Below are 19,397 nucleotides of genomic sequence, written 5' to 3'. Positions count from 1 at the left end.
TGAATCATTAATTATCGAAGGGCGCTAAATCAAGCTTTTATAGACTTATTAATTGTTAAGACTTTTAATGACTATGATGTTAAAAGTAATAGCCAATTTAATTTCCATTCATTTTTTGTTGTAGGGCCAGTGGGTGAAAATCATTTTGTGCTGCTCTGATAAATAACAATGGTATGAATAAATGCCTATAAGTAGATAGATCGCTCTTAATAATCACTGTTAATAAAATGGTATCCCTATGAAAACCAATAAGTTACCGAAGTCAGTATGGTCTGATTCTGAGGCAGCTGGTTCTCAATCACCGCATACTGACCAGCTACCTAAGTATAAGATGAATAAAGATCAGGCAACACCAGCAGGTAATATTGACTGTGCCAGTAATGACGCCAGCTATAATAATGTAGGTTTTAGTAAAGAATATTTAGAAACTCTGGCACAAGATATGTCACAACAAACCAGCTTTTTTGATTATAAATGTGTCAAAAAAACTCATGTAAGTGTACTTAACTCTAATTTAATTGATAACAGCACCTTTAACGCCAGTACAGCTGAAGTTGATTGTATTAAGACAAGTATCTTCAAAGAATTTGAGCAATCCATAGTCGAGCCACCTCACATCATATCTCCTAAAAACGCAGCAAGCGTTGCAGAGATACCAGAGCGTATATTTATGAATGGTCTTATTAAGCATACTGGAATAGCCTTAGCTATTATCATACCGTTAGCAGCATTTTCTGCTTATGCAGCGACACCGTCTATGACTCAAGCGGTTGCTAGCAAGCACATGACCAATGTAACGGCAGAGGTGCTCACGGTTAAACCTAGCAGTATTATTCATAAATCTGCTAGTACACCGACTACGGTAGATAGCGTTGATCTCAATAAATATGCTGGTGCTTGGTATGAGATCGGTCGTTTGCCGATGTATTTTCAGCGCAACTGTGCCAGCGATGTGACGGCTAACTATGTTGAAAAAACTGATGGTTCAGGTATCAAAGTTATCAATCAGTGTAAGGCTGAAGATGGCTCGAACATTATTGCTGAAGGCTTAGCAAAACCTGCTGATGCGACAGGAAGCAAACTAAAAGTTACCTTTTTGCCATCGTGGATTCGTTGGTTGCCGGTAGGGCGAGCTGACTATTGGGTATTGGCACGTGATCCCGATTATAAAACTGCTCTGGTTGGTACACCTGATAAAAAGTATTTATGGCTGCTGGCTCGTTCGCCAAACGTAAGCCAAGAAACTTATGCCAAATACCGTCAAATTGCCCAGCAACAGGGTTATGATTTGAAAGAATTTAAATTAACGTCGCAGAGTAAGCAGACGGTGGATTTGATTCCATAAAAGTCTGATAATGGTTTATATTGCCTTTATTTATCATGGCTCTTGTATTTATCATTGTTTAAGTGGATTGATAATAAGGCAGCATAATATGCTGCCTTTATCGTAATAACCCGTTTTATTATGCTAAATCGGTAGTCATCAAATAGCTTGTGACTCATACAAATTTGTTATCACTAGCAAAATAAGGCGTTTTAAGCTAAAATCTAGCTTATCTACAGACTCCTATGATAATAATCGATGACAGCAGTCGTCTGTTAGCATATCTGAGTGAGTACATAGACTGTATATACCTTATTCAATAATATTTCTTCCTATTTTACTGATTCCCCAATACTGACCATAAGGATGTTTCTCGTGAGTAACGCTGATACCTTACGCCAATTACATCAAGACCATTTGAGCAACTATAACACCCAGGAGCAACAAGCGATTGAGCTCATGGGGCTATTGAACAAGCTCTACAATGAGCAAGATGTGCAAGTGACTTTATTCGGTGATACGCTAGATAGCAATTCTGTGGGTCAAATATTGGCGCTGCATCAAAAAGTTGCTTTGCGTGATCAAGGTGCTCATGCGATTGATATCGCTGATACTTTAGCGATGGTTAAAGTGTTAGCAGAGAATAAAAATCTGTCAGCTGTACGTATTGATGTTGGTCAGCTAATCGCTAATGACAGTGATATTCAATCGGCATTACAGTCTGTTGATAATACTAAAGCGGCTATCAATGGCGCAGCGGATGTGGTGCTATATGGTTTTGGTCGTATTGGTCGTATCCTAACTCGTTTATTGTTATCGCAAGCGTCAAGTGCCAAGGGCATGCAGCTAAAAGCCATCGTAGTACGTCCCGCAGCAGCAGGCGACTTGGCTAAGCGTGCGTCATTGCTAGAGCGCGATTCGATTCACGGTAGTTTTGCAGGCGGCGTGATTGTTGATGATGAAAACAATGGTTTGATCATTAATGGTCGCTTTGTGCAAGTTATCTATGCCAAAGACCCAAGCGAGATTGATTATACGGCTTATGGTATTAACGATGCACTGGTCATTGATAATACGGGTATCTGGAAAGATGAGGCTGGTCTTGGTAAGCATTTACAATCGACTGGTGTGAAAAAAGTGCTATTAACGGCACCTGCTGGCGGCGAGATTAAAAACGTCGTATATGGCGTAAATAACGATACGGTCGGCGATGACACTATCGTTAGTGCGGCGAGCTGTACGACCAACGCAATTACCCCAACATTAAAAGTATTAAATGACGAATACGGTATTGAAAATGGTCACGTTGAAACCATTCACTCGTTCACTAACGATCAGAACTTAATTGATAATTATCATAAAGCAGATCGCCGTGGTCGTAGTGCGGTATTGAACATGGTTATCACCAGTACTGGTGCAGCAAAGGCAGTCGGGAAAGCGCTACCAGAGCTGAGTGGTAAATTGACGGGCAATGCCATCCGTGTACCGACACCAAACGTTAGCTTAGCGATTTTGAATTTAAATCTTAAAACTGCGCCAGCTAGTGCTGATGCGTTAAATGAGTTTATGCGCAAAATTTCAAATAGTAGCCAGTGGCAAACACAAATTGCTTACACGGATTCTACAGAAGCGGTATCAACGGATTTTGTCGGTGATACACATGTAGGTATCGTTGATGCCCAAGCGACTATTTTGACGGATAATCATGCTATCGTTTATATTTGGTATGACAACGAAGTTGGTTATAGCACGCAAGTATTACGTTTGGCAACGCAAATGGCAGGTATCAGTTATGCGCAGATTCCAGCTTAATACGTTTGTATAGCAGCAATGACTCGGTCATAATTTTTTGATTCAAAGAGTAGAGCGATGGTCATTAGTTATATAAACAAACGGATATGGTTTTAGCGGTAATATCTACAGCACCCGATAGTCCGATTGGTCATCGGGTGTTATTGTCATGAATAAAGCAATGATGTAGAGCAATATTGACGAAAGTTTGCCATTTTTTTAAAAGATAACTATAGGCAAAAGAAGCAGTCTATGACTGTCATTAAGCTTATAAACTAGAGTGTAAATAAAGGAAAGTAAGATGCGATTTATTGATGAAGCCGTCGTAACGGTAAAAGCAGGTGACGGTGGTAACGGAATCGCCAGTTTTCGCCGAGAAAAATATGTCCCGCGCGGTGGTCCTGATGGTGGTGATGGTGGCAAGGGCGGCGATGTTTATGTTATTGCAGAGGATAATACCAACACCTTAGTTGACTATCGTTATACCCGTCGCCACGACGCTATGCGTGCTGAGAACGGTCATAGTAGAAACTGTTCAGGCAAAGGCTCTGATGACCTTTTCTTACCAGTGCCTATTGGTACGACGGTCGTTGATACCGAGACAGATGAAGTATTGGGTGATTTGATTGAAATTGGTCAGACTTTACTGATTGCCAAAGGTGGCGATGGTGGTTTGGGTAATACCCATTTCAAAAGCTCTACCAACCAAGCGCCGCGTAAAGCGACGTCAGGTTTTGAAGGTGAGCTAAAAGTTCTTAAGTTTGAGCTAAAAGTAGTGGCTGATGTTGGCTTAATTGGTTTACCTAACGCAGGAAAATCGACCTTTATCCGCCAAGTCTCTGCTGCTAGACCAAAAGTAGCTGACTATCCATTTACCACGCTGGTTCCTAATCTGGGTGTGGTTGATATTGGTCGTCATCGCTCTTTTGTTATGGCCGATATTCCAGGTTTGATTGAAGGTGCCTCAGAAGGTGCTGGACTTGGTATTCGCTTTTTAAAGCATGTCGCTCGTACGCGTCGTCTGTTACACTTGGTTGATATCAAGCCTATCGATGGCAGCGACCCGGTCGAAAACGCTCGCGTTATCTTAAATGAGCTTGAGCGTTTTTCACCTGAATTGGCCAATTTGCCACAGATTTTGGTATTAAACAAAATCGATCAGGTGCCTGAAGAAGAGTTAAATGAGCTTTGTACCCATATTGTGGCAGAGCTTGGCTGGACAGGTATTGTTTTCCGTACCGCCACCTTAACAGGTGAGGGTGTTGATGCTATCAAGTACCACTTGATGAATGAGATTGAGCGTGAACGCGAACGTGAAATCGAAGATCCTATCTTTGCTGATGCACAAAAAGCACGATTTGAGCGTTTAGAGGCAGAAGTTCGTCTAAACACTGAAGCCCAGCGTGAAGCGTATCGTGCTGCTCGTAAAGCGGCGCGTGAAGGTACGGATTTGTCGGATGACGATTTTGATGATAGCGATGACGATGATGATGGCGTCGAAGTGGTTTACGCCCCTTAATCTGATTGGTCTTTGCACATATTTTTTAGATGTATCCCCATGATTAATTTACCATAGCAACAGGAGTTTATATGGCAGTTGGCATAGAGAACACGATAGAAGAAGCAAGGTTTGTTGAGCAAGCTCGTAACTTTGATATTCAGCGCGTTATTGTCAAGATTGGCTCATCGTTATTAACCAATAATGGTCGAGGGCTTGATCGAACTGCCATTTACGAATGGGCAAAGCAGATCGCGCAACTCCATAAGCAAGGCGTAGAGGTACTGCTCGTATCTTCAGGTGCTGTCGCTGAAGGGGTGGTGCGTATGAATCTTGAGGAGCGTCCTAAAAAACTGGCGGCATTACAAGCCTGTGCATCTGTCGGACAGATGGGTTTGATTGAAACCTGGTGGTCAGCATTGATTCAGCACGGTATTCAAAGCTCACAGTTATTGCTGACGCATGATGATTTGTCTAACCGTAGTCGTTATCTTAATACTACTGGTGCGCTTACGCAGCTACTAGAATGGCGTGTGCTGCCGGTCATTAATGAAAATGATACCATTACTATTGATGAGATTAAGTTTGGTGACAACGATACTCTAGGGGCGATGGCAGCGGCGATGGTCAATGCCGACTTGTACATTATCTTAACTGATCAAGAAGGTGTCTTTACTGACAATCCACGCAACAACCCTAATGCCAGAATGATCCGTCAAGAGCGTGCGATGGCTGATTATTTATTTGATATTGCAGGTGATGGCGGCAAGTTGGGTCGTGGTGGTATGTTAACCAAAATTCGTGCTGGTCGTCTTGCTGCTATGGGTGGCTGTCCGACGGTGATTGTGAGTGGCGCTATCGATGATGTCATCACTCGTGTGGTTTCTGGCGAAGCAGTTGGTACCTTATTGACCACCAATGATCAAGATAAAATTATTGCTCGCAAACAGTGGCTCGCCGCGCATCTGCGTATGTCAGGCTCTTTAATTGTTGATGCAGGTGCAGCAAAAGCGGTGGTCGAACATCAAAAAAGCTTATTGCCAGTTGGCGTGTCTGAAGTGCGTGGGGATTTCGATGAAGGCGATGTGGTCGAAATCGTCCATCAGGATACTGGTGAGCGTATCGCCGTTGGTCAAGTCAACTTCTCTTCTCGCGATGCCTGCCGCGTTGCTCGTGAGCGTACTGAGCAGTTCGATCGTATCCTTGGTAACAATGAAGAACGTGTCGTCATGGTGCACCGTGATAACTTAGCATTGACGATGTAAAAAGATTAATATCTATAGAGCTATAAATATCTTGATAATAAGCGCTTTGCTATTCTTTCCTTTAACGTAATTTATCCAGTGTTATATGCGCTTTGGTGACATATAGTGCTGTTTTGGAGATTTGTACATGAGTGCTTCAGACAATAATAATTCGCTTGAGCAAAAATTTGCGCCTTTGAAAAATGATAGATTGCTACGAGCACTTCGTTTTGAGCCGATCGATACCACACCTGTCTGGATGATGCGTCAAGCTGGTCGTTATTTACCAGAGTATAAAGCGACCCGTGCTGAAGCAGGTGATTTTATGAGCCTGTGTAAAGATACCGCGCGTGCGACAGAAGTCACCTTACAGCCATTACGTCGTTATGATTTAGACGCGGCTATTTTGTTCAGTGATATATTGACCATTCCTGATGCCATGGGATTGGGTCTCTATTTCGAAGCGGGTGAAGGTCCTAAGTTTAAACATCCTATTCGCCAGCAAGCTGATTTGGATAGATTGCCTGTGCTCGATGTCAATGACTCTCTTGACTACGTAATGCGTGCGGTAACCAGTATTCGTACCGCGCTCAATGGGCAAGTGCCGTTATTTGGCTTTTCTGGTAGTCCTTGGACACTAGCCACTTATATGATTGAAGGTGGTAGCTCAAAGGATTATCGCTATACTAAAGGCTTTTTGTATAGCAATCCTGATTTTTTACATCAATTGTTAGATAAGTTAGCAACGTCAGTGATTGATTACCTCGATGCCCAAGTCGTGGCAGGCGCACAGATACTACAGATATTTGATAGTTGGGGCGGCGCGCTGGGTCATCGTCAATTCATTGATTTCTCACATGCTTATAATAAGCGTATTGTAGCTGAGCTAAAGGTACGTCATCCTGAAATACCGGTAGTATTATTTACTAAAGGCGGTGGGCTATGGCTTGATATTCAAGCGGATAGTGAGGCGGATGCATTGGGTTTAGACTGGACAATGCCGATTGATCGTGCCCGTCAAGTTTTGACCGAAAGTCAGCGTCAGTTAACCAAGCACCATAAAAAACTACAAAGTAGCAAAGCCATTCAGGGTAATTTAGACCCAGCAACTTTGTACGGCTCTCCAGCAACTATCCGTGCTGAAGTCAATGCGATGCTCGATAGTGCTTATGCCAATGGTGAAAAGACCGGTTATGTGGCAAACCTAGGTCATGGCATTACCCAGTGGGTTAATCCTGACAATGCCAAAGTGTTCATCGATGCGGTACATGATTATAAAATCTAAAAAGTACAATTTGAGATATAGTCTTTGTTATTGGGCAGATTCTATATCTCATATTTATTAAGTAATAGTAAAGTAGCAGAAAAGGATATCTTATGATTTCAGCAGCGATTGTTGGTGGCACAGGCTATACGGGTATTGAGTTGATACGTCTATTATCTGCCCATCCTAAAGTGTCTATTGATTTGTTAACCTCGCGTAGCGAAGCGGGCACTCGCGCTGATGAGATATTCCCAAGTTTACGCGGTATCTCAGATATTGTGTTTAGTGACCTAGGGGACGAGACGCTAGCGACATTGCAAAAATGTGATGTGGTATTTTTTGCCACGCCGCATGGCGTTGCAATGAAGCAAGCAGAGGCTTTGACTCAATCTGGGGTAAAAGTCATTGATTTGGCGGCAGATTTTCGTTTGCAGTCATTGAGCGAGTTTGAGCACTGGTATCAACAATCACACGCTTGTCCTGAGTTATTAAAAGCTGCCGTTTACGGCTTGCCTGAAGTCAATCGCGCCAAAATTGCTGAGGCATTGGTGGTTGGTAACCCTGGTTGCTATCCAACTACGGCTATCTTAGGTTTAAAGCCGATAATTGACGCGCAAAATAAGCAATCTAAACAGTTTATTGAATCACGCATTGTTATCGATGCCAAATCTGGTGTTTCTGGCGCTGGTCGCCAAGCCAGTCTTGCACTGAATTATGCAGAAAGCACAGACAATTTTAAAGCATATAGCGTTGAAGGTCATCGCCATTTGCCAGAGATTGAGCAAGGTGTTGCCCAATTACTAGACAGTCAGTTTAACCATCGTATTCGTTTTTTGCCGCATCTGGTACCGATGATACGCGGTATGTTGAGCTCTATTCATATGGAGCTGACCGATGCAGGTGCTTTGGTGGATTGGCAACAAGTATTTGAGCAAAGCTATGCATCAGAACAATTTATAGATGTTATGCCAAAAGGTCTGTATCCCGATACCCGTAGTGTACGTGCCAGCAATCGATTGCGTATTGCTGTTCATCAAGACAATGAGCGTGCCGAATTAACTGTCATTGTCGTACAAGACAATTTAGTCAAAGGGGCAGCTGGGCAAGCAGTGCAAAACATGAATGTCATGTTTGGACTGGATGAGTCTCTTGGTTTAAATTTTGCGCCCATCGTTCCTTAACAGATGTTTACTTATGATTAAATTATCCTCATTTATGATACTAGGTATTGATTATAAATTCCGCTATAATAACTTGCCTTTCCTGTTAAGAGATACTGCCTAAATGCGTTTTAAGAGTGTACTACGCTTTTGCTCACCGCCAGCACGCCCATCGTGCCAAGACTCTGTTTCGTATAAATTGGAGCGTAGCTTACATTGTTCATCTCTGAATACTGAAACTCAGCGTAGTGTTATGAAGCATTACAGCATTGCTCGCTCGCAGCAGGGCGCTTCCACATTGGTGTTAGCGTTATTTGTGATTGCGATATTGGTGACAGCAGTTGTTGCATTAGTATTTGGTCACAAACTTGGTTATCAACGTGGCTATTATTCAATGCAAAATGAAACCCAGCAAGCAGTCATTACCAGCAAAGAGTCGCTCCAAGAGCTAAAAGATTTGCGCGTCAGTCATAAAATAGCGACCAATGAAGTTGCTACTTCTAAACAAGAATTAGAAATAAGTTTGGCAAACTTAAAAGAGTTACGCGAAAATCAGCAAGCCATCATGGTTGAAAATAGACAGGTAGCGCAGCTCAATGACCTCTATGCTGAGATTGTGAGTGAGAAGGGCGGCATGCCTTTACAGATACTAGGTGCAAAGATTGAGCCCTTACCTGAAAATGCCTTTGAATATGGTTTCGATATAGGTATGCTCGCAAGTGATGGTAAAGCCAAACGTTTGAATCCAACGCTGACTTTGCTTGATGATGATGATTTTGTAGAAGTGCCATTAGAGCCCGTCAGCTACACGATTGAAGGCGTGACGCGTATACGTGGTCGCTTTACAATGCCAGCGGGTTTCAAGCCATTGCAAATCAAGCTAAATCTGAAAGCCGCTGGTCAAGAAGTCGAGCAGCTGTATGATTGGAAGCTTGGTGCTAAAGTTGACAATATGCCATTATCACTGTTAGATTTGCCAGACGTCGATGAAAGTCCTATTGAGCCTTAAGTCTTATGGAGCATTAGTTGTCGTAGCTGCTAGCCAGATATCTAGTGTTACCCCTTATTTTTAAAGATTTTATAGTCTCTTAAAGATAACCATTCATTAAACCTACTGATTCATCTGTATTCTAATTATGATAAAACAAACGATAGCAAAAGCGACGCCAATCACATCAGATTGGCACTTTCCACATATACCCATGCGTCTTGCGCAAGTGGGTGAGCCTGAAGGTGAAACAGCCCCGCAGGCTGATGTATTGGTAGCAGAGCCGGAAGTAGCCAAGCCGCCTATGTATGCTGTGGTGATGTATAATGACAATTACACGCCGATGGAATTTGTCGTCTATATTTTACAGTCTGAATTCCGTCATAGTATGGATTCGGCCGTTGAGATTATGTTGACGATTCATAATAGCAGCAAAGGTATTGCTGGTATTTATCCTAAAGACATTGCTGAGACCAAGGCCAAAAAAGTTAACAGTCTGGCACATCGCGAAGGCTATCCATTATTGACCCAAATCGAACCGCATCAAGGCGAGTAAAGCCTTACTCTAATTTTTGATGACGTATGTTTATCTCAAGTTCACTATATTTTAACTATATATCTTTAATATTTTCAATAAAATATATTCTTCTAGTGTTTTTAGAGCAAGTTTATTTAAGCACAAACTTGCTCTACACCTCTCTTTTTTAAACTAGCTTAGACTTTCTTATATAACCGCTTTTCTCATTATTGCCTGTATTTATTCTCTTTTTGCATTATTCAAATTCTTGAATTGTCTGTAGCTTTAGTATATACGCTTTATTATTGTTGAATAAATATTATCATTGAAAAATGGTCTAGGGACACTTCGATACATTTTAGTATGTGTTAATAGATTGACTATATCTGAGTATCATGTTGAGATAAAGAAAAGTGAGGATCATAGCCAAGCCATAGAAGCCATTATTTAACAGCGTCATTTAATAATACTCATATTGCCCTTGAACAATCCATCCACCGCCCTGATTTACTTACTAACTCATTCATAAAGCTATCAATTATAAAGATAGGTATAACCGTAGGAAGTCGTTATGTTAAGTCGTCATCTTGAAGTTTCTTTGCGTTTAGCAATGACACTTGCGCGCCAAAAATCGCATGAGTATCTCACTGTTGAACATCTTTTACTGGCACTCTTAGAAAATACGCACGCTGCCAACACATTGACGGCCTGTAATGCAAATGTCTCAGCACTACGTACTGAGCTTGAGGCTTATATTAATAAGCATACTCCAACGGTCGATCCTGATACTGAGCAATCCCCGCAGCCGACCCAAAGCTTCGATCGTATTCTACAACGGGCAATTTTTCATGTGCAGTCTATTGGTGGCGGTCGTTTGGTTGAAGGGTCGGATATTCTGGTGTCGATGTTTTCAGAACATGATACTTATGCGGTTTATTTGCTCAAAAAACAGGGCATCAGTCGTCTTGAGCTGACTCAGTATCTATCACACGGTCAAGATAAAGATGAGCCATCTGAGCCGCGTGCTTCTATGACGGGAGAGCGCCGTAGTAGTGCCTCAGAAAAAACCAGTAAAGATCCATTGGTTGAGTTTGCGACCAATTTAAATCAGCGTGCTGCTGAAGGTAAAACAGATCCATTGATTGGGCGAGGTCCTGAGATTGAACGCGCCGCGCAAGTTTTGTGTCGCCGCCGCAAAAATAATCCACTATTGGTCGGTGAACCGGGTGTTGGTAAAACCTCTATTGCTGAAGGGTTGGCGTGGTTGATTATCAATGATAAAGCCCCGAAACCACTCAATGGTTGCGTAATTTATAGTCTTGATATTGGCTCATTGATCGCAGGCACTAAATATCGCGGCGATTTTGAAAAACGTATGAAATCGCTATTAGATGCATTGAAGAAAAAACCCAATGCTATCTTGTTTATTGATGAGATTCATATGATTATTGGCGCTGGCTCATCAATGAGCAGTAATATGGATGTGTCTAACCTGATTAAGCCAGCACTTGCCAATGGTGAACTGCGTTGTATCGGTTCAACCACTTTTACTGAATACCGTCAAGTGTTTGAAAAAGACCATGCCTTATCGCGTCGCTTCCAAAAGATCGACGTGAAAGAGCCAAGTGTTGATGATACGATTGATATTTTGCGTGGTCTTAAACCGCGGTACGAAGAGTTCCATAATGTTGTCTATACTGATGAAGCACTGGTTACTGCCGTTCAATTGTCAGCGAAACATATCCATGAGCGTTTTTTGCCAGATAAGGCCATTGATGTTATTGATGAGGCTGGCGCTTATAAGCGTTTAGGGGTCGTGGCTGATGCAGACGATATAGAAGCGGAAGAAAGTTTCATTGCTGATATAGAGCAAGAGTTTGATGCACAGATTGAGGCTGATATTGACGGTCTCGACAGTGATACTTATAGTGATAACGAAATGCAGGATGAGGCAGATGTTGCGAAAGCCAATGATCGTGCAAAATCGTCTGTTGATAAGAAAGCAAAAGGGAAGCGCGCTCCGATAAAAATTGATGTAGCAGATATCGAAGCGATTGTTGCCAAGCTTGCACGTATTCCGCCCAAGTCAGTATCTAGTGATGATAAGAGTATTCTTCAGCATCTAGATCGTGATCTTAAGCATCTGGTATTTGGGCAAGATGAAGCGATTGCGACTCTAGCAGATGCGATTAAGCTGTCTCGTGCTGGTCTGAAAGCACCAGATAAGCCTATCGGCTCATTCATGTTTGCTGGTCCGACAGGGGTTGGTAAAACGGAAGTTTCTCGTCAATTAGCAAATCTGTTGGGTGTTGAGCTGGTGCGCTTTGATATGTCAGAGTATATGGAAGCACATACTGCCTCACGTTTGATTGGTGCGCCTCCAGGTTATGTGGGTTATGATCAAGGTGGTCTATTGACTGAGAAAATCAATCAGCATCCGCATTGTGTGTTATTGTTTGATGAGATCGAAAAAGCGCATCCGGATGTCTTCAACTTGTTATTACAAGTGATGGATCACGGTACATTGACGGATAATAATGGTCGGGTTGCTATCTTTAAGCAGGTCATTGTTATCATGACGACCAACGTCGGTGCTGAGAGTATCAGTCGATCTTCTATGGGCTTTACCCAGCAAGATCATAGCCGTGACAATACAGAATCACTCAAGCGTGTGTTTACTCCGGAATTCCGTAACCGTCTTGATGCTATTATCCAGTTTAATCCGCTTGATACCTCAGTCGTTGTATCCGTGGTTGATAAATTCTTGGTTGAGTTACAGGTACAACTTGACGATAAGCAAGTTACTTTAGAGATTGATGATGAGGTACGTGATTATCTGGCAGCTAAAGGCTATGATCGCTTAATGGGCGCACGTCCAATGCAGCGCCTGATTCAAGACGAAATCAAAAAGCCTCTGGCAAATATGATTCTATTTGGTGATTTAGTGAATGGTGGGGTTGTACATTTAACCTTGGAGCCAGAGGCATCAGATGGTGATACTGTGAAGCTTGACAAGTCGTCAGATAAAGGGTCAGCGGATAGCCGTATTATATTGACTGTTGTTGAGACTCATGAGCCACGTCCAGACTCCGAATCATTAGCCAGTTAGGTTATTTTTCGCACTATGATAAAAACGGTTACTGCGGTAACCGTTTTTTTATTGCTAATATATATGACAACGCAACCCTAATATTTTGTTAATATCAACCTTAACGCATCCTGATAACAAATAAAAAAGGATTCATCATGGAATTATTTGACGTACAACCCACAAAAACAGTCGCGCAAAAGCAAGTGATTCTCGACAATGTACGCTTGCCAGAAGATTGGAAGCAGGCGTTGTCAGAAGAATTAACTTCTGACAATATGGATAGCTTGCGAGCTTTTTTAAAAGAAGCCTATCAGTCAGAAGATGGTATTTATCCCCCAGCACAGCTGATATTTAATGCGTTTAATTTGACACCTTTATCACAGGTGAAAGTTGTTATCTTAGGGCAAGATCCTTATCATCGTCCTGGACAGGCAATGGGGCTGTCCTTTTCTGTCCCTAAAGTTATCCCAAAGCCACCGTCACTTAACAATTTATTGAAAGAGATGGCGGACGATATTGGCATCAAACCTTCAGCACATGGTGATTTAACGTATTGGGCACAGCAAGGCGTATTATTGTTAAATAGCTCTTTGACAGTAAGAGAAGGCGAACCAAACAGTCATCAAAATCAAGGCTGGGAGAAGTTCACTGATGCGGTTATTGATGTTATTAATGAGCAGACTGAACATACTGTTTTTATTTTATGGGGCAGTAAAGCTCAGAAAAAAGGCAAGTATATCAATACTGATAAACATCTGATTTTGACGGCAGTACACCCATCACCACTTGCTGCTAACCGTGGTGGTTTTTTTGGTTCTAAGCCGTTTTCAAAAACCAATGATTATCTGGTGCAATATGGTCAAACGCCTATCGACTGGCAATTACCACAGTAAATGAAAAATTTTCTAAACACTAATTTATTGCCTTACCAGCTAATACATAGTCCATTTACTAATGGTAATCTGCTGATAGGTGAGCAGATTAAAACAGCTCTATTTTGGTCAGTTGAGGATATCAAGTGGATGACAGAGGCGCTAAAACTTGCCAAGCAAGGCACTGAGAAAGAAGAGGTGCCAGTAGGAGCTGTCTTGGTACATAACCAGCAGATTATTGGTCAGGGGTTTAATGAGCCGATTGGACGCTGTGATGCGACGGCTCATGCTGAAATCGTAGCGTTAAGAGATGCTTGTACACGCTTAAAGAATTATCGTTTGCCCCTAAAGACGACCTTATATGTGACTTTAGAACCCTGTACTATGTGCATGGGTGCGATGATTCATGCACGTGTAGATAGATTGGTATATGCAGCACATGAGCCAAGAGCAGGGATGCTTGGTAGTCAAATGAACTTGGCTGAACAGCCTTTTTATAATCATCGTATGCAAGTCGATGCAGGCTTGTGCCGTGAGCACAGCAGCCAGATGCTCAAAGATTTTTTTCGGCAGCGTAGAAAAGTGGCAAAAGCCAATCGCAAGATAAGCGATTAACAAGATATGATTCTTGCTGCTAGTGATAGGTGGCTTTGTTTGCTATAATATCGCCCTATTTACTTATTAATAGAGTGATTTTCTTATAATGCTTTGATAAGTAAGTGAAAAATGCCTTATTTATACTTTTATGATTATTTATGTGGTTATAGAAAGTACCGACTTTAAGTGAGTATTATGACTGTTGCCAACCCTAATGCGATTACTAACAGTGAGAAGCCCTCATTGCGTTATCCTGTTATTTGTATTGATGGGCCAAGTGGTGCAGGTAAAGGCACAGTTACATGGCGCTTAGCACAAGCTTTAGGGTATCAGCTACTTGATTCAGGTGCGTTATATCGTATCGTTGGACTTAAGGCGTTTGAAGCTGGATTGATTACTGCTGATGCAAGCCAAACCATTGATGAGATGGCTGTATTAGCGTTAACTCAAAGCTTAGAGATTGCCTTTGTACCCAACAATGCATCAGGACGTGTCGATATTATCGTGAATGGTGATGCAATAGGTGAGCAAGTTCGTAATGAAACGGTTGGCGGTTACGCATCACAGATAGCAGTATTTCCAAAAGTTCGTCGAGCATTGCTAACGCTGCAACAAGATATGGCAACTCGTTCAGGATTGGTTGCGGATGGTCGTGATATGGGTACAGTCGTGTTTCCAGACGCTGACGTCAAGGTATTTTTGACTGCCAGTGCTGAAGCGCGTGCCGAGCGCCGTGTAACACAGCTATTAAATGCTGGTCAAATAGCAGATTTTGAAGCGATTCTAGCGACGATTAAAGCCCGTGATGATCGTGATGAAAACCGTACAACGGCACCATCAAAGCCTGCAGCAGATGCGCTACTATTAGACAGCTCCAATTTAGATGCTGATGCGGTTTATGAGCAAGTAAAACAATATTGTCAGGATAAAGGTATTTGCTTCAATAGCTAATAATAACAAGGTAGTAAGTATGAAAAGGTTTCCTATAGGATTGATTTTAGTATAAAATTACAGTAGTAGACGCCAATAATCTTTAGAAAATAATGGAATCTACTGTTTAAAGGTCATAATTTAAAAAATATAACGCATTTTAATATAAGACAGTTGTTGCTAGTGAGTTTGCTGACGCATTCGCTTATTAGCAACAAACGTTTTTATATATGACTGCATAGGATATAAAACCAGTATTCTCGTTTTATACAGTCATAAATTTGATCCGTACTGTGCTGGACAGGATACGGCTATACAAAGGTAGACATAATGGAATCATTTGCTGAACTATTTGAAGCGAGCATCGAAGAAACAGGTCTGGATATCGAGCGTGGCTCGGTTATCACCGGTACTGTTGTCGCCATCGATAACGACTGGATCACTGTTGATACGGGTCTAAAATCTGAAGGTATCGTCGCTCGTGAAGAGTTTTTAAGCGAAGAAGGCGAACTTGAAGTTGAAGTTGGCGATACAGTAGACGTAGTGGTTGAAGCGGTTGATAACGGTATGGGTCAAACCTTACTGTCACGTGAAAAAGCCAAACGCGTTGAAACTTGGAATTTCCTTGAAAAAATCTCTGACAATGATGAGATTGTAAAAGGTATTATTTCTAGCAAAGTAAAAGGCGGCTTTACTGTAGATATCGGTTCAGTACGCGCTTTCTTGCCAGGTTCATTGGTAGATGTACGTCCTATCCGTGATACGACGCATCTAGAAGGTAAAGAGTTAGAATTTAAAGTTATCAAACTTGATCAAAAACGTAACAACGTTGTCGTTAGTCGCCGTGCCGTTATGGAAGCTGAAAACTCAGCTGAGCGCGAAGAGCTATTGAACAAGCTTGAAGAAGGTATCGAGATTGAAGGTATCGTTAAGAACCTAACTGATTATGGTGCATTCGTTGATCTTGGTGGTATTGATGGTCTATTGCACATCACTGATATGGCATGGCGCCGTATTAAGCACCCATCTGAGGTTGTTGAAGTTGGTCAAGATCTTAAAGTTAAAGTACTTAAATTTGACCGTGAGCGCAATCGCGTCAGCCTAGGTCTAAAACAACTAGGTACTGATCCTTGGGATAACGTTGGCGGCACATACCCAGTGGGTAGTGTGGTTAAAGCTCGCGTAACCAACCTAACTGATTATGGTTGTTTCGCTGAAATCTCTGAAGGTATTGAAGGTCTAGTACACGTATCAGAGATGGATCATACCAACAAAAACATCCATCCGTCGAAAGTTGTTCAAGTGGGTGATGAAGTTGAAGTAATGATCCTTGATATCGACGAAGAACGTCGTCGTATCAGCTTAGGTATCAAGCAAACTCTAGCCAATCCATGGGATGAGTTTGATAAGAAACATGAGCGCGGTGATAAAATCACTGGTACGATCAAATCAATCACTGACTTCGGTATCTTTATCGGTCTAGATGGCGGTATTGATGGTCTAGTTCACTTGTCAGACATTTCTTGGAATGAAACTGGCGAAGATGCTATCCGTAACTACAACAAAGGCGACACCGTTGAAGCAATGGTATTGTCTGTAGATTCAGAAGCCAATCGTATCAGCCTAGGCGTGAAGCAATTAACGTCAGATCCATTTAACGAATACCTAGTCAACAATGACCGCGGTGCTATCGTTAATGGTAAAGTAAAAGAAGTAGACGCTAAAGGCGCTACTATCGAACTTGCTGATGAAGTTGAAGCGTATCTACGTGCTTCTGAGATTCAACGTGACCGCGTTGAAGATGCGACTAAGCATCTAACTGTTGGTGATGATGTAGAAGCGAAAATCATCAGTGTTGATCGTAAAACACGTAATATCAGCCTGTCTATCAAAGCGAAAGACGAAGCTGAAGAGCGTCAAGCGATTAAAGAGTTAAGTAGCACAACTACGACTAGTACTGCTGCTGGTTCTGATGCACAACCAAAAACGATTGGTGACTTGATCAAAGAACAAATGCAGTAAGCTATTTACCGCTAATGTTATGATCTTATAAAAGAAAGCGACTCCGGTCGCTTTTTTTTATGGCTAAATTTTAGTATTAACGATAATTGATACAGTTTTTTCCTTGATAGAGGAACTCTTGTTTCCAATTTCCTTCAATATCCGCTATCATTTACAACATCGAGTAACGAGATGTAAAATCAGATCCAAGTCATTATAAATGAACAGATATTTAGTCAACAATCGCGTGGTTGTCAGCTAATATTTTATAATATCTTTGGTGATCATTTTAGTTATTTCCATCATCTTATCTATCAATGAACAAGGCAAGTATGATAATGCAGCAAACAATCAATAAGTCCGAATTTATTAGTAATCTGAGTGCAAATTGTGACACGATGACAGATACCGTTGTCGATGACGCCGTACGCGAGATATTAAACTTGATGACTCATACGCTCTCCAATGATGGTCGAGTAGAAGTTCGTGGGTTTGGCAGTTTTTGTCTTCATCATCGCCGTGCTCGTATGGGTCGCAATCCTAAAACGGGTGAAAGCGTACCAGTACCTGCAAAAGCAATTCCGCATTTTAAGCCAGGCAAGGCATTACGTGAAGCTGTAAACGAAAAAGTAGCAGGCGGCCAATAAGCCAGTTGAAGTAATATAAGATATTCTACCGATCTACTACTAAAGTATGAGCCGATTTTTCTTATTTATACTAACCCTTTTATGACGTAGTAATCTCAATCAGTATGGCTTAGTTTTTATCCATTTATCTGTTCTATTAAAAACTTAAGGAGACGTCTGATGCGTATTTTATTATTAGTGCTGCTATTTTTGAGCTTCGCTTACTCGCTAGGTTTGGTATTGGCAAACAATACTGAAGTTGGCGTCAATCTTTTGTTTTCGCAAGCACCAACGATGAATTTAGGCTTGCTAATGATACTTTGCCTCATACTTGGTATCGTTATAGGTATCTTGTTAGCACTACTAATTTTCCGTGTTTTGCAAAATAAGTGGGAAATATTGCGTCTACAAAAGGCAAATACCAATTTGCAAGAGCAGATAACCCAAGCCAATATGGTGATTGATCGTCAAGCGAATGCGCCTACTGTAGAAGAAGCTGTTTATGGTGCAACAGCGGTCAATGTACAGGATACGACAATACCCAGTGCTCATCCCAACGCCAATGTGCATGATGGGTCAAGTTTGACCAAGCAAAAACGCGATTACTAATAATTTGTAATATGCATTTTCACTGCTGATTATAAATATAATAATTTGATAAACCTGATATAAAGAAGCATAACAATGAACAACGCAATTAATTCTCCTGTCATCGTTGCATTAGATAATATGACAAAGGATGCCTCTCTTGCATTAGCTGACCAATTAGATCCGGCATTATGCCGATTGAAAGTAGGTAAAGAGCTGTATACCCGCTGTGGTCCTGAGATAGTCAGAGCATTGCATCAGCGCCAATTTGAGGTTTTTTTAGACCTTAAATTTCATGATATTCCCAATACCACTGCACAAGCAGTATTGGCTGCCGCTGAGCTTGGTATATGGATGGTCAACGTCCATGCAAGTGCTGGCTACGATGCGATGTCATTGGCAAAACAGCGCTTGCTAGACAATGATTTTGACACGCTACTGATTGCAGTGACTGTCTTAACATCTATGGACAATGAAGCACTCATACAAACGGGCATCACCGACGGCTTAGAGGCACAAGTGAGCCGCTTAGCACAATTAACCAAGCAAGCATGTCTTGATGGTGTAGTATGCTCAGCACAAGAAGCAAAGGCATTAAAGGCATTATGTGGTCAGGACTTTAAACTGATTACGCCTGGTATCCGTCTGCTAGATGATAATGCTGATGATCAAAAGCGTATTTGTACGCCAAAACAGGCATTACTTGATGGCTCTGATTATTTGGTGATAGGGCGCTCAATTACTCAAGCAGTAGATCCTGCAGCGAAATTACAGTTAATACTCCAAAGTCTCTAATTTTTCAATCAGATACTTCAGTCAAAAAGTAAAAAGACAGCCTAATCCGCTGTCTTTTTACTTTTTGTACCTAGATGAAAAGGTGCTAAACTATTTATGTTTATTTAATGA

General features: G+C 41.6%; 16 protein-coding genes. All 16 read left to right on the top strand.

Going from position 1 to position 19,397, the window contains the following annotated elements; genetic code table 11:
* Window positions 1–238: 238 nt before the first annotated feature.
* The 16 genes from M0221_RS08170 to pyrF all read left to right on the top strand — a co-directional run bounded on the left by M0221_RS08170 (window position 239) and on the right by pyrF (window position 19,286).
* The gene (locus tag M0221_RS08170; protein ID WP_333954143.1) at window positions 239–1,345 is read left to right on the top strand and encodes a lipocalin family protein; all 1,107 of its coding nucleotides are present in this window, start codon (window positions 239–241) and stop codon (window positions 1,343–1,345) included.
* Window positions 1,346–1,690: 345 nt separating this feature from the next.
* Window positions 1,691–3,136, top strand: a complete 1,446-nt coding sequence (locus M0221_RS08165) for a glyceraldehyde-3-phosphate dehydrogenase (RefSeq protein WP_133104454.1) — start codon at window positions 1,691–1,693, stop codon at window positions 3,134–3,136.
* 280 nt (window positions 3,137–3,416) lie between these two features.
* On the top strand, window positions 3,417–4,634 hold the full coding sequence (gene cgtA / locus M0221_RS08160; RefSeq protein WP_011514008.1) for an Obg family GTPase CgtA: 1,218 nt from the start codon (window positions 3,417–3,419) through the stop codon (window positions 4,632–4,634).
* 71 nt (window positions 4,635–4,705) lie between these two features.
* Window positions 4,706–5,878 carry a glutamate 5-kinase gene (gene proB / locus M0221_RS08155; RefSeq protein WP_181210112.1) on the top strand — a complete coding sequence of 391 codons (1,173 nt, stop codon included), beginning with the start codon at window positions 4,706–4,708 and terminating at the stop codon, window positions 5,876–5,878.
* 127 nt (window positions 5,879–6,005) lie between these two features.
* Entirely contained in the window at window positions 6,006–7,142 is a 1,137-nt protein-coding gene (hemE, locus tag M0221_RS08150) for a uroporphyrinogen decarboxylase (protein WP_011514006.1), read from the top strand.
* Window positions 7,143–7,234: 92 nt separating this feature from the next.
* The gene (gene argC / locus M0221_RS08145) at window positions 7,235–8,302 is read left to right on the top strand and encodes an N-acetyl-gamma-glutamyl-phosphate reductase (RefSeq protein ID WP_483283501.1); all 1,068 of its coding nucleotides are present in this window, start codon (window positions 7,235–7,237) and stop codon (window positions 8,300–8,302) included.
* 103 nt (window positions 8,303–8,405) lie between these two features.
* Window positions 8,406–9,290 (top strand): hypothetical protein, encoded by an 885-nt coding sequence (locus M0221_RS08140; RefSeq protein WP_263241988.1) that lies wholly within the window; start codon window positions 8,406–8,408, stop codon window positions 9,288–9,290.
* Between the two features lie 127 nt (window positions 9,291–9,417).
* Entirely contained in the window at window positions 9,418–9,825 is a 408-nt protein-coding gene (locus M0221_RS08135; protein ID WP_263241989.1) for an ATP-dependent Clp protease adaptor ClpS, read from the top strand.
* A gap of 532 nt (window positions 9,826–10,357) precedes the next feature.
* On the top strand, window positions 10,358–12,895 hold the full coding sequence (gene clpA, locus M0221_RS08130) for an ATP-dependent Clp protease ATP-binding subunit ClpA (RefSeq protein ID WP_020443775.1): 2,538 nt from the start codon (window positions 10,358–10,360) through the stop codon (window positions 12,893–12,895).
* A gap of 137 nt (window positions 12,896–13,032) precedes the next feature.
* On the top strand, window positions 13,033–13,770 hold the full coding sequence (locus M0221_RS08125) for a uracil-DNA glycosylase (protein WP_483283500.1): 738 nt from the start codon (window positions 13,033–13,035) through the stop codon (window positions 13,768–13,770).
* Entirely contained in the window at window positions 13,771–14,364 is a 594-nt protein-coding gene (gene tadA / locus M0221_RS08120; RefSeq protein WP_483283499.1) for a tRNA adenosine(34) deaminase TadA, read from the top strand.
* 177 nt (window positions 14,365–14,541) lie between these two features.
* Window positions 14,542–15,297 (top strand): (d)CMP kinase, encoded by a 756-nt coding sequence (cmk, locus tag M0221_RS08115; RefSeq protein WP_483283498.1) that lies wholly within the window; start codon window positions 14,542–14,544, stop codon window positions 15,295–15,297.
* 309 nt (window positions 15,298–15,606) lie between these two features.
* Window positions 15,607–17,298, top strand: coding sequence for a 30S ribosomal protein S1 (gene rpsA, locus M0221_RS08110; RefSeq protein ID WP_011513998.1), 1,692 nt, complete (start codon window positions 15,607–15,609; stop codon window positions 17,296–17,298).
* 317 nt (window positions 17,299–17,615) lie between these two features.
* Window positions 17,616–17,924, top strand: coding sequence for an integration host factor subunit beta (locus M0221_RS08105; protein WP_020443770.1), 309 nt, complete (start codon window positions 17,616–17,618; stop codon window positions 17,922–17,924).
* Window positions 17,925–18,083: 159 nt separating this feature from the next.
* Complete coding sequence (locus tag M0221_RS08100) at window positions 18,084–18,512, top strand: LapA family protein (RefSeq protein WP_483283497.1); 429 nt, start codon at window positions 18,084–18,086, stop codon at window positions 18,510–18,512.
* A gap of 75 nt (window positions 18,513–18,587) precedes the next feature.
* Window positions 18,588–19,286: an orotidine-5'-phosphate decarboxylase gene (gene pyrF, locus M0221_RS08095; protein ID WP_483283496.1), complete on the top strand. Its 699-nt coding sequence runs from the start codon at window positions 18,588–18,590 to the stop codon at window positions 19,284–19,286.
* The last annotated feature ends 111 nt before the right edge of the window (window positions 19,287–19,397 follow it).

The sequence above is a fragment of the Psychrobacter sp. ANT206 genome, from assembly GCF_056880555.1.
The sequence above is the reverse complement of the archived record's forward strand: the minus strand, read 5'-3'. Positions and strand labels throughout refer to the sequence as shown.

Bases quoted from the DNA above. Each gene is read 5' to 3' on its own strand.
- M0221_RS08170 (WP_333954143.1), top strand. From the start codon at position 239: ATGAAAACCAATAAGTTACCGAAGTCAGTATGGTCTGATTCTGAGGCA.
- M0221_RS08165 (WP_133104454.1), top strand. From the start codon at position 1,691: ATGTTTCTCGTGAGTAACGCTGATACCTTACGCCAATTACATCAAGAC.
- cgtA (WP_011514008.1), top strand. From the start codon at position 3,417: ATGCGATTTATTGATGAAGCCGTCGTAACGGTAAAAGCAGGTGACGGT.
- proB (WP_181210112.1), top strand. From the start codon at position 4,706: ATGGCAGTTGGCATAGAGAACACGATAGAAGAAGCAAGGTTTGTTGAG.
- hemE (WP_011514006.1), top strand. From the start codon at position 6,006: ATGAGTGCTTCAGACAATAATAATTCGCTTGAGCAAAAATTTGCGCCT.
- argC (WP_483283501.1), top strand. From the start codon at position 7,235: ATGATTTCAGCAGCGATTGTTGGTGGCACAGGCTATACGGGTATTGAG.
- M0221_RS08140 (WP_263241988.1), top strand. From the start codon at position 8,406: ATGCGTTTTAAGAGTGTACTACGCTTTTGCTCACCGCCAGCACGCCCA.
- M0221_RS08135 (WP_263241989.1), top strand. From the start codon at position 9,418: ATGATAAAACAAACGATAGCAAAAGCGACGCCAATCACATCAGATTGG.
- clpA (WP_020443775.1), top strand. From the start codon at position 10,358: ATGTTAAGTCGTCATCTTGAAGTTTCTTTGCGTTTAGCAATGACACTT.
- M0221_RS08125 (WP_483283500.1), top strand. From the start codon at position 13,033: ATGGAATTATTTGACGTACAACCCACAAAAACAGTCGCGCAAAAGCAA.
- tadA (WP_483283499.1), top strand. From the start codon at position 13,771: ATGAAAAATTTTCTAAACACTAATTTATTGCCTTACCAGCTAATACAT.
- cmk (WP_483283498.1), top strand. From the start codon at position 14,542: ATGACTGTTGCCAACCCTAATGCGATTACTAACAGTGAGAAGCCCTCA.
- rpsA (WP_011513998.1), top strand. From the start codon at position 15,607: ATGGAATCATTTGCTGAACTATTTGAAGCGAGCATCGAAGAAACAGGT.
- M0221_RS08105 (WP_020443770.1), top strand. From the start codon at position 17,616: ATGCAGCAAACAATCAATAAGTCCGAATTTATTAGTAATCTGAGTGCA.
- M0221_RS08100 (WP_483283497.1), top strand. From the start codon at position 18,084: ATGCGTATTTTATTATTAGTGCTGCTATTTTTGAGCTTCGCTTACTCG.
- pyrF (WP_483283496.1), top strand. From the start codon at position 18,588: ATGAACAACGCAATTAATTCTCCTGTCATCGTTGCATTAGATAATATG.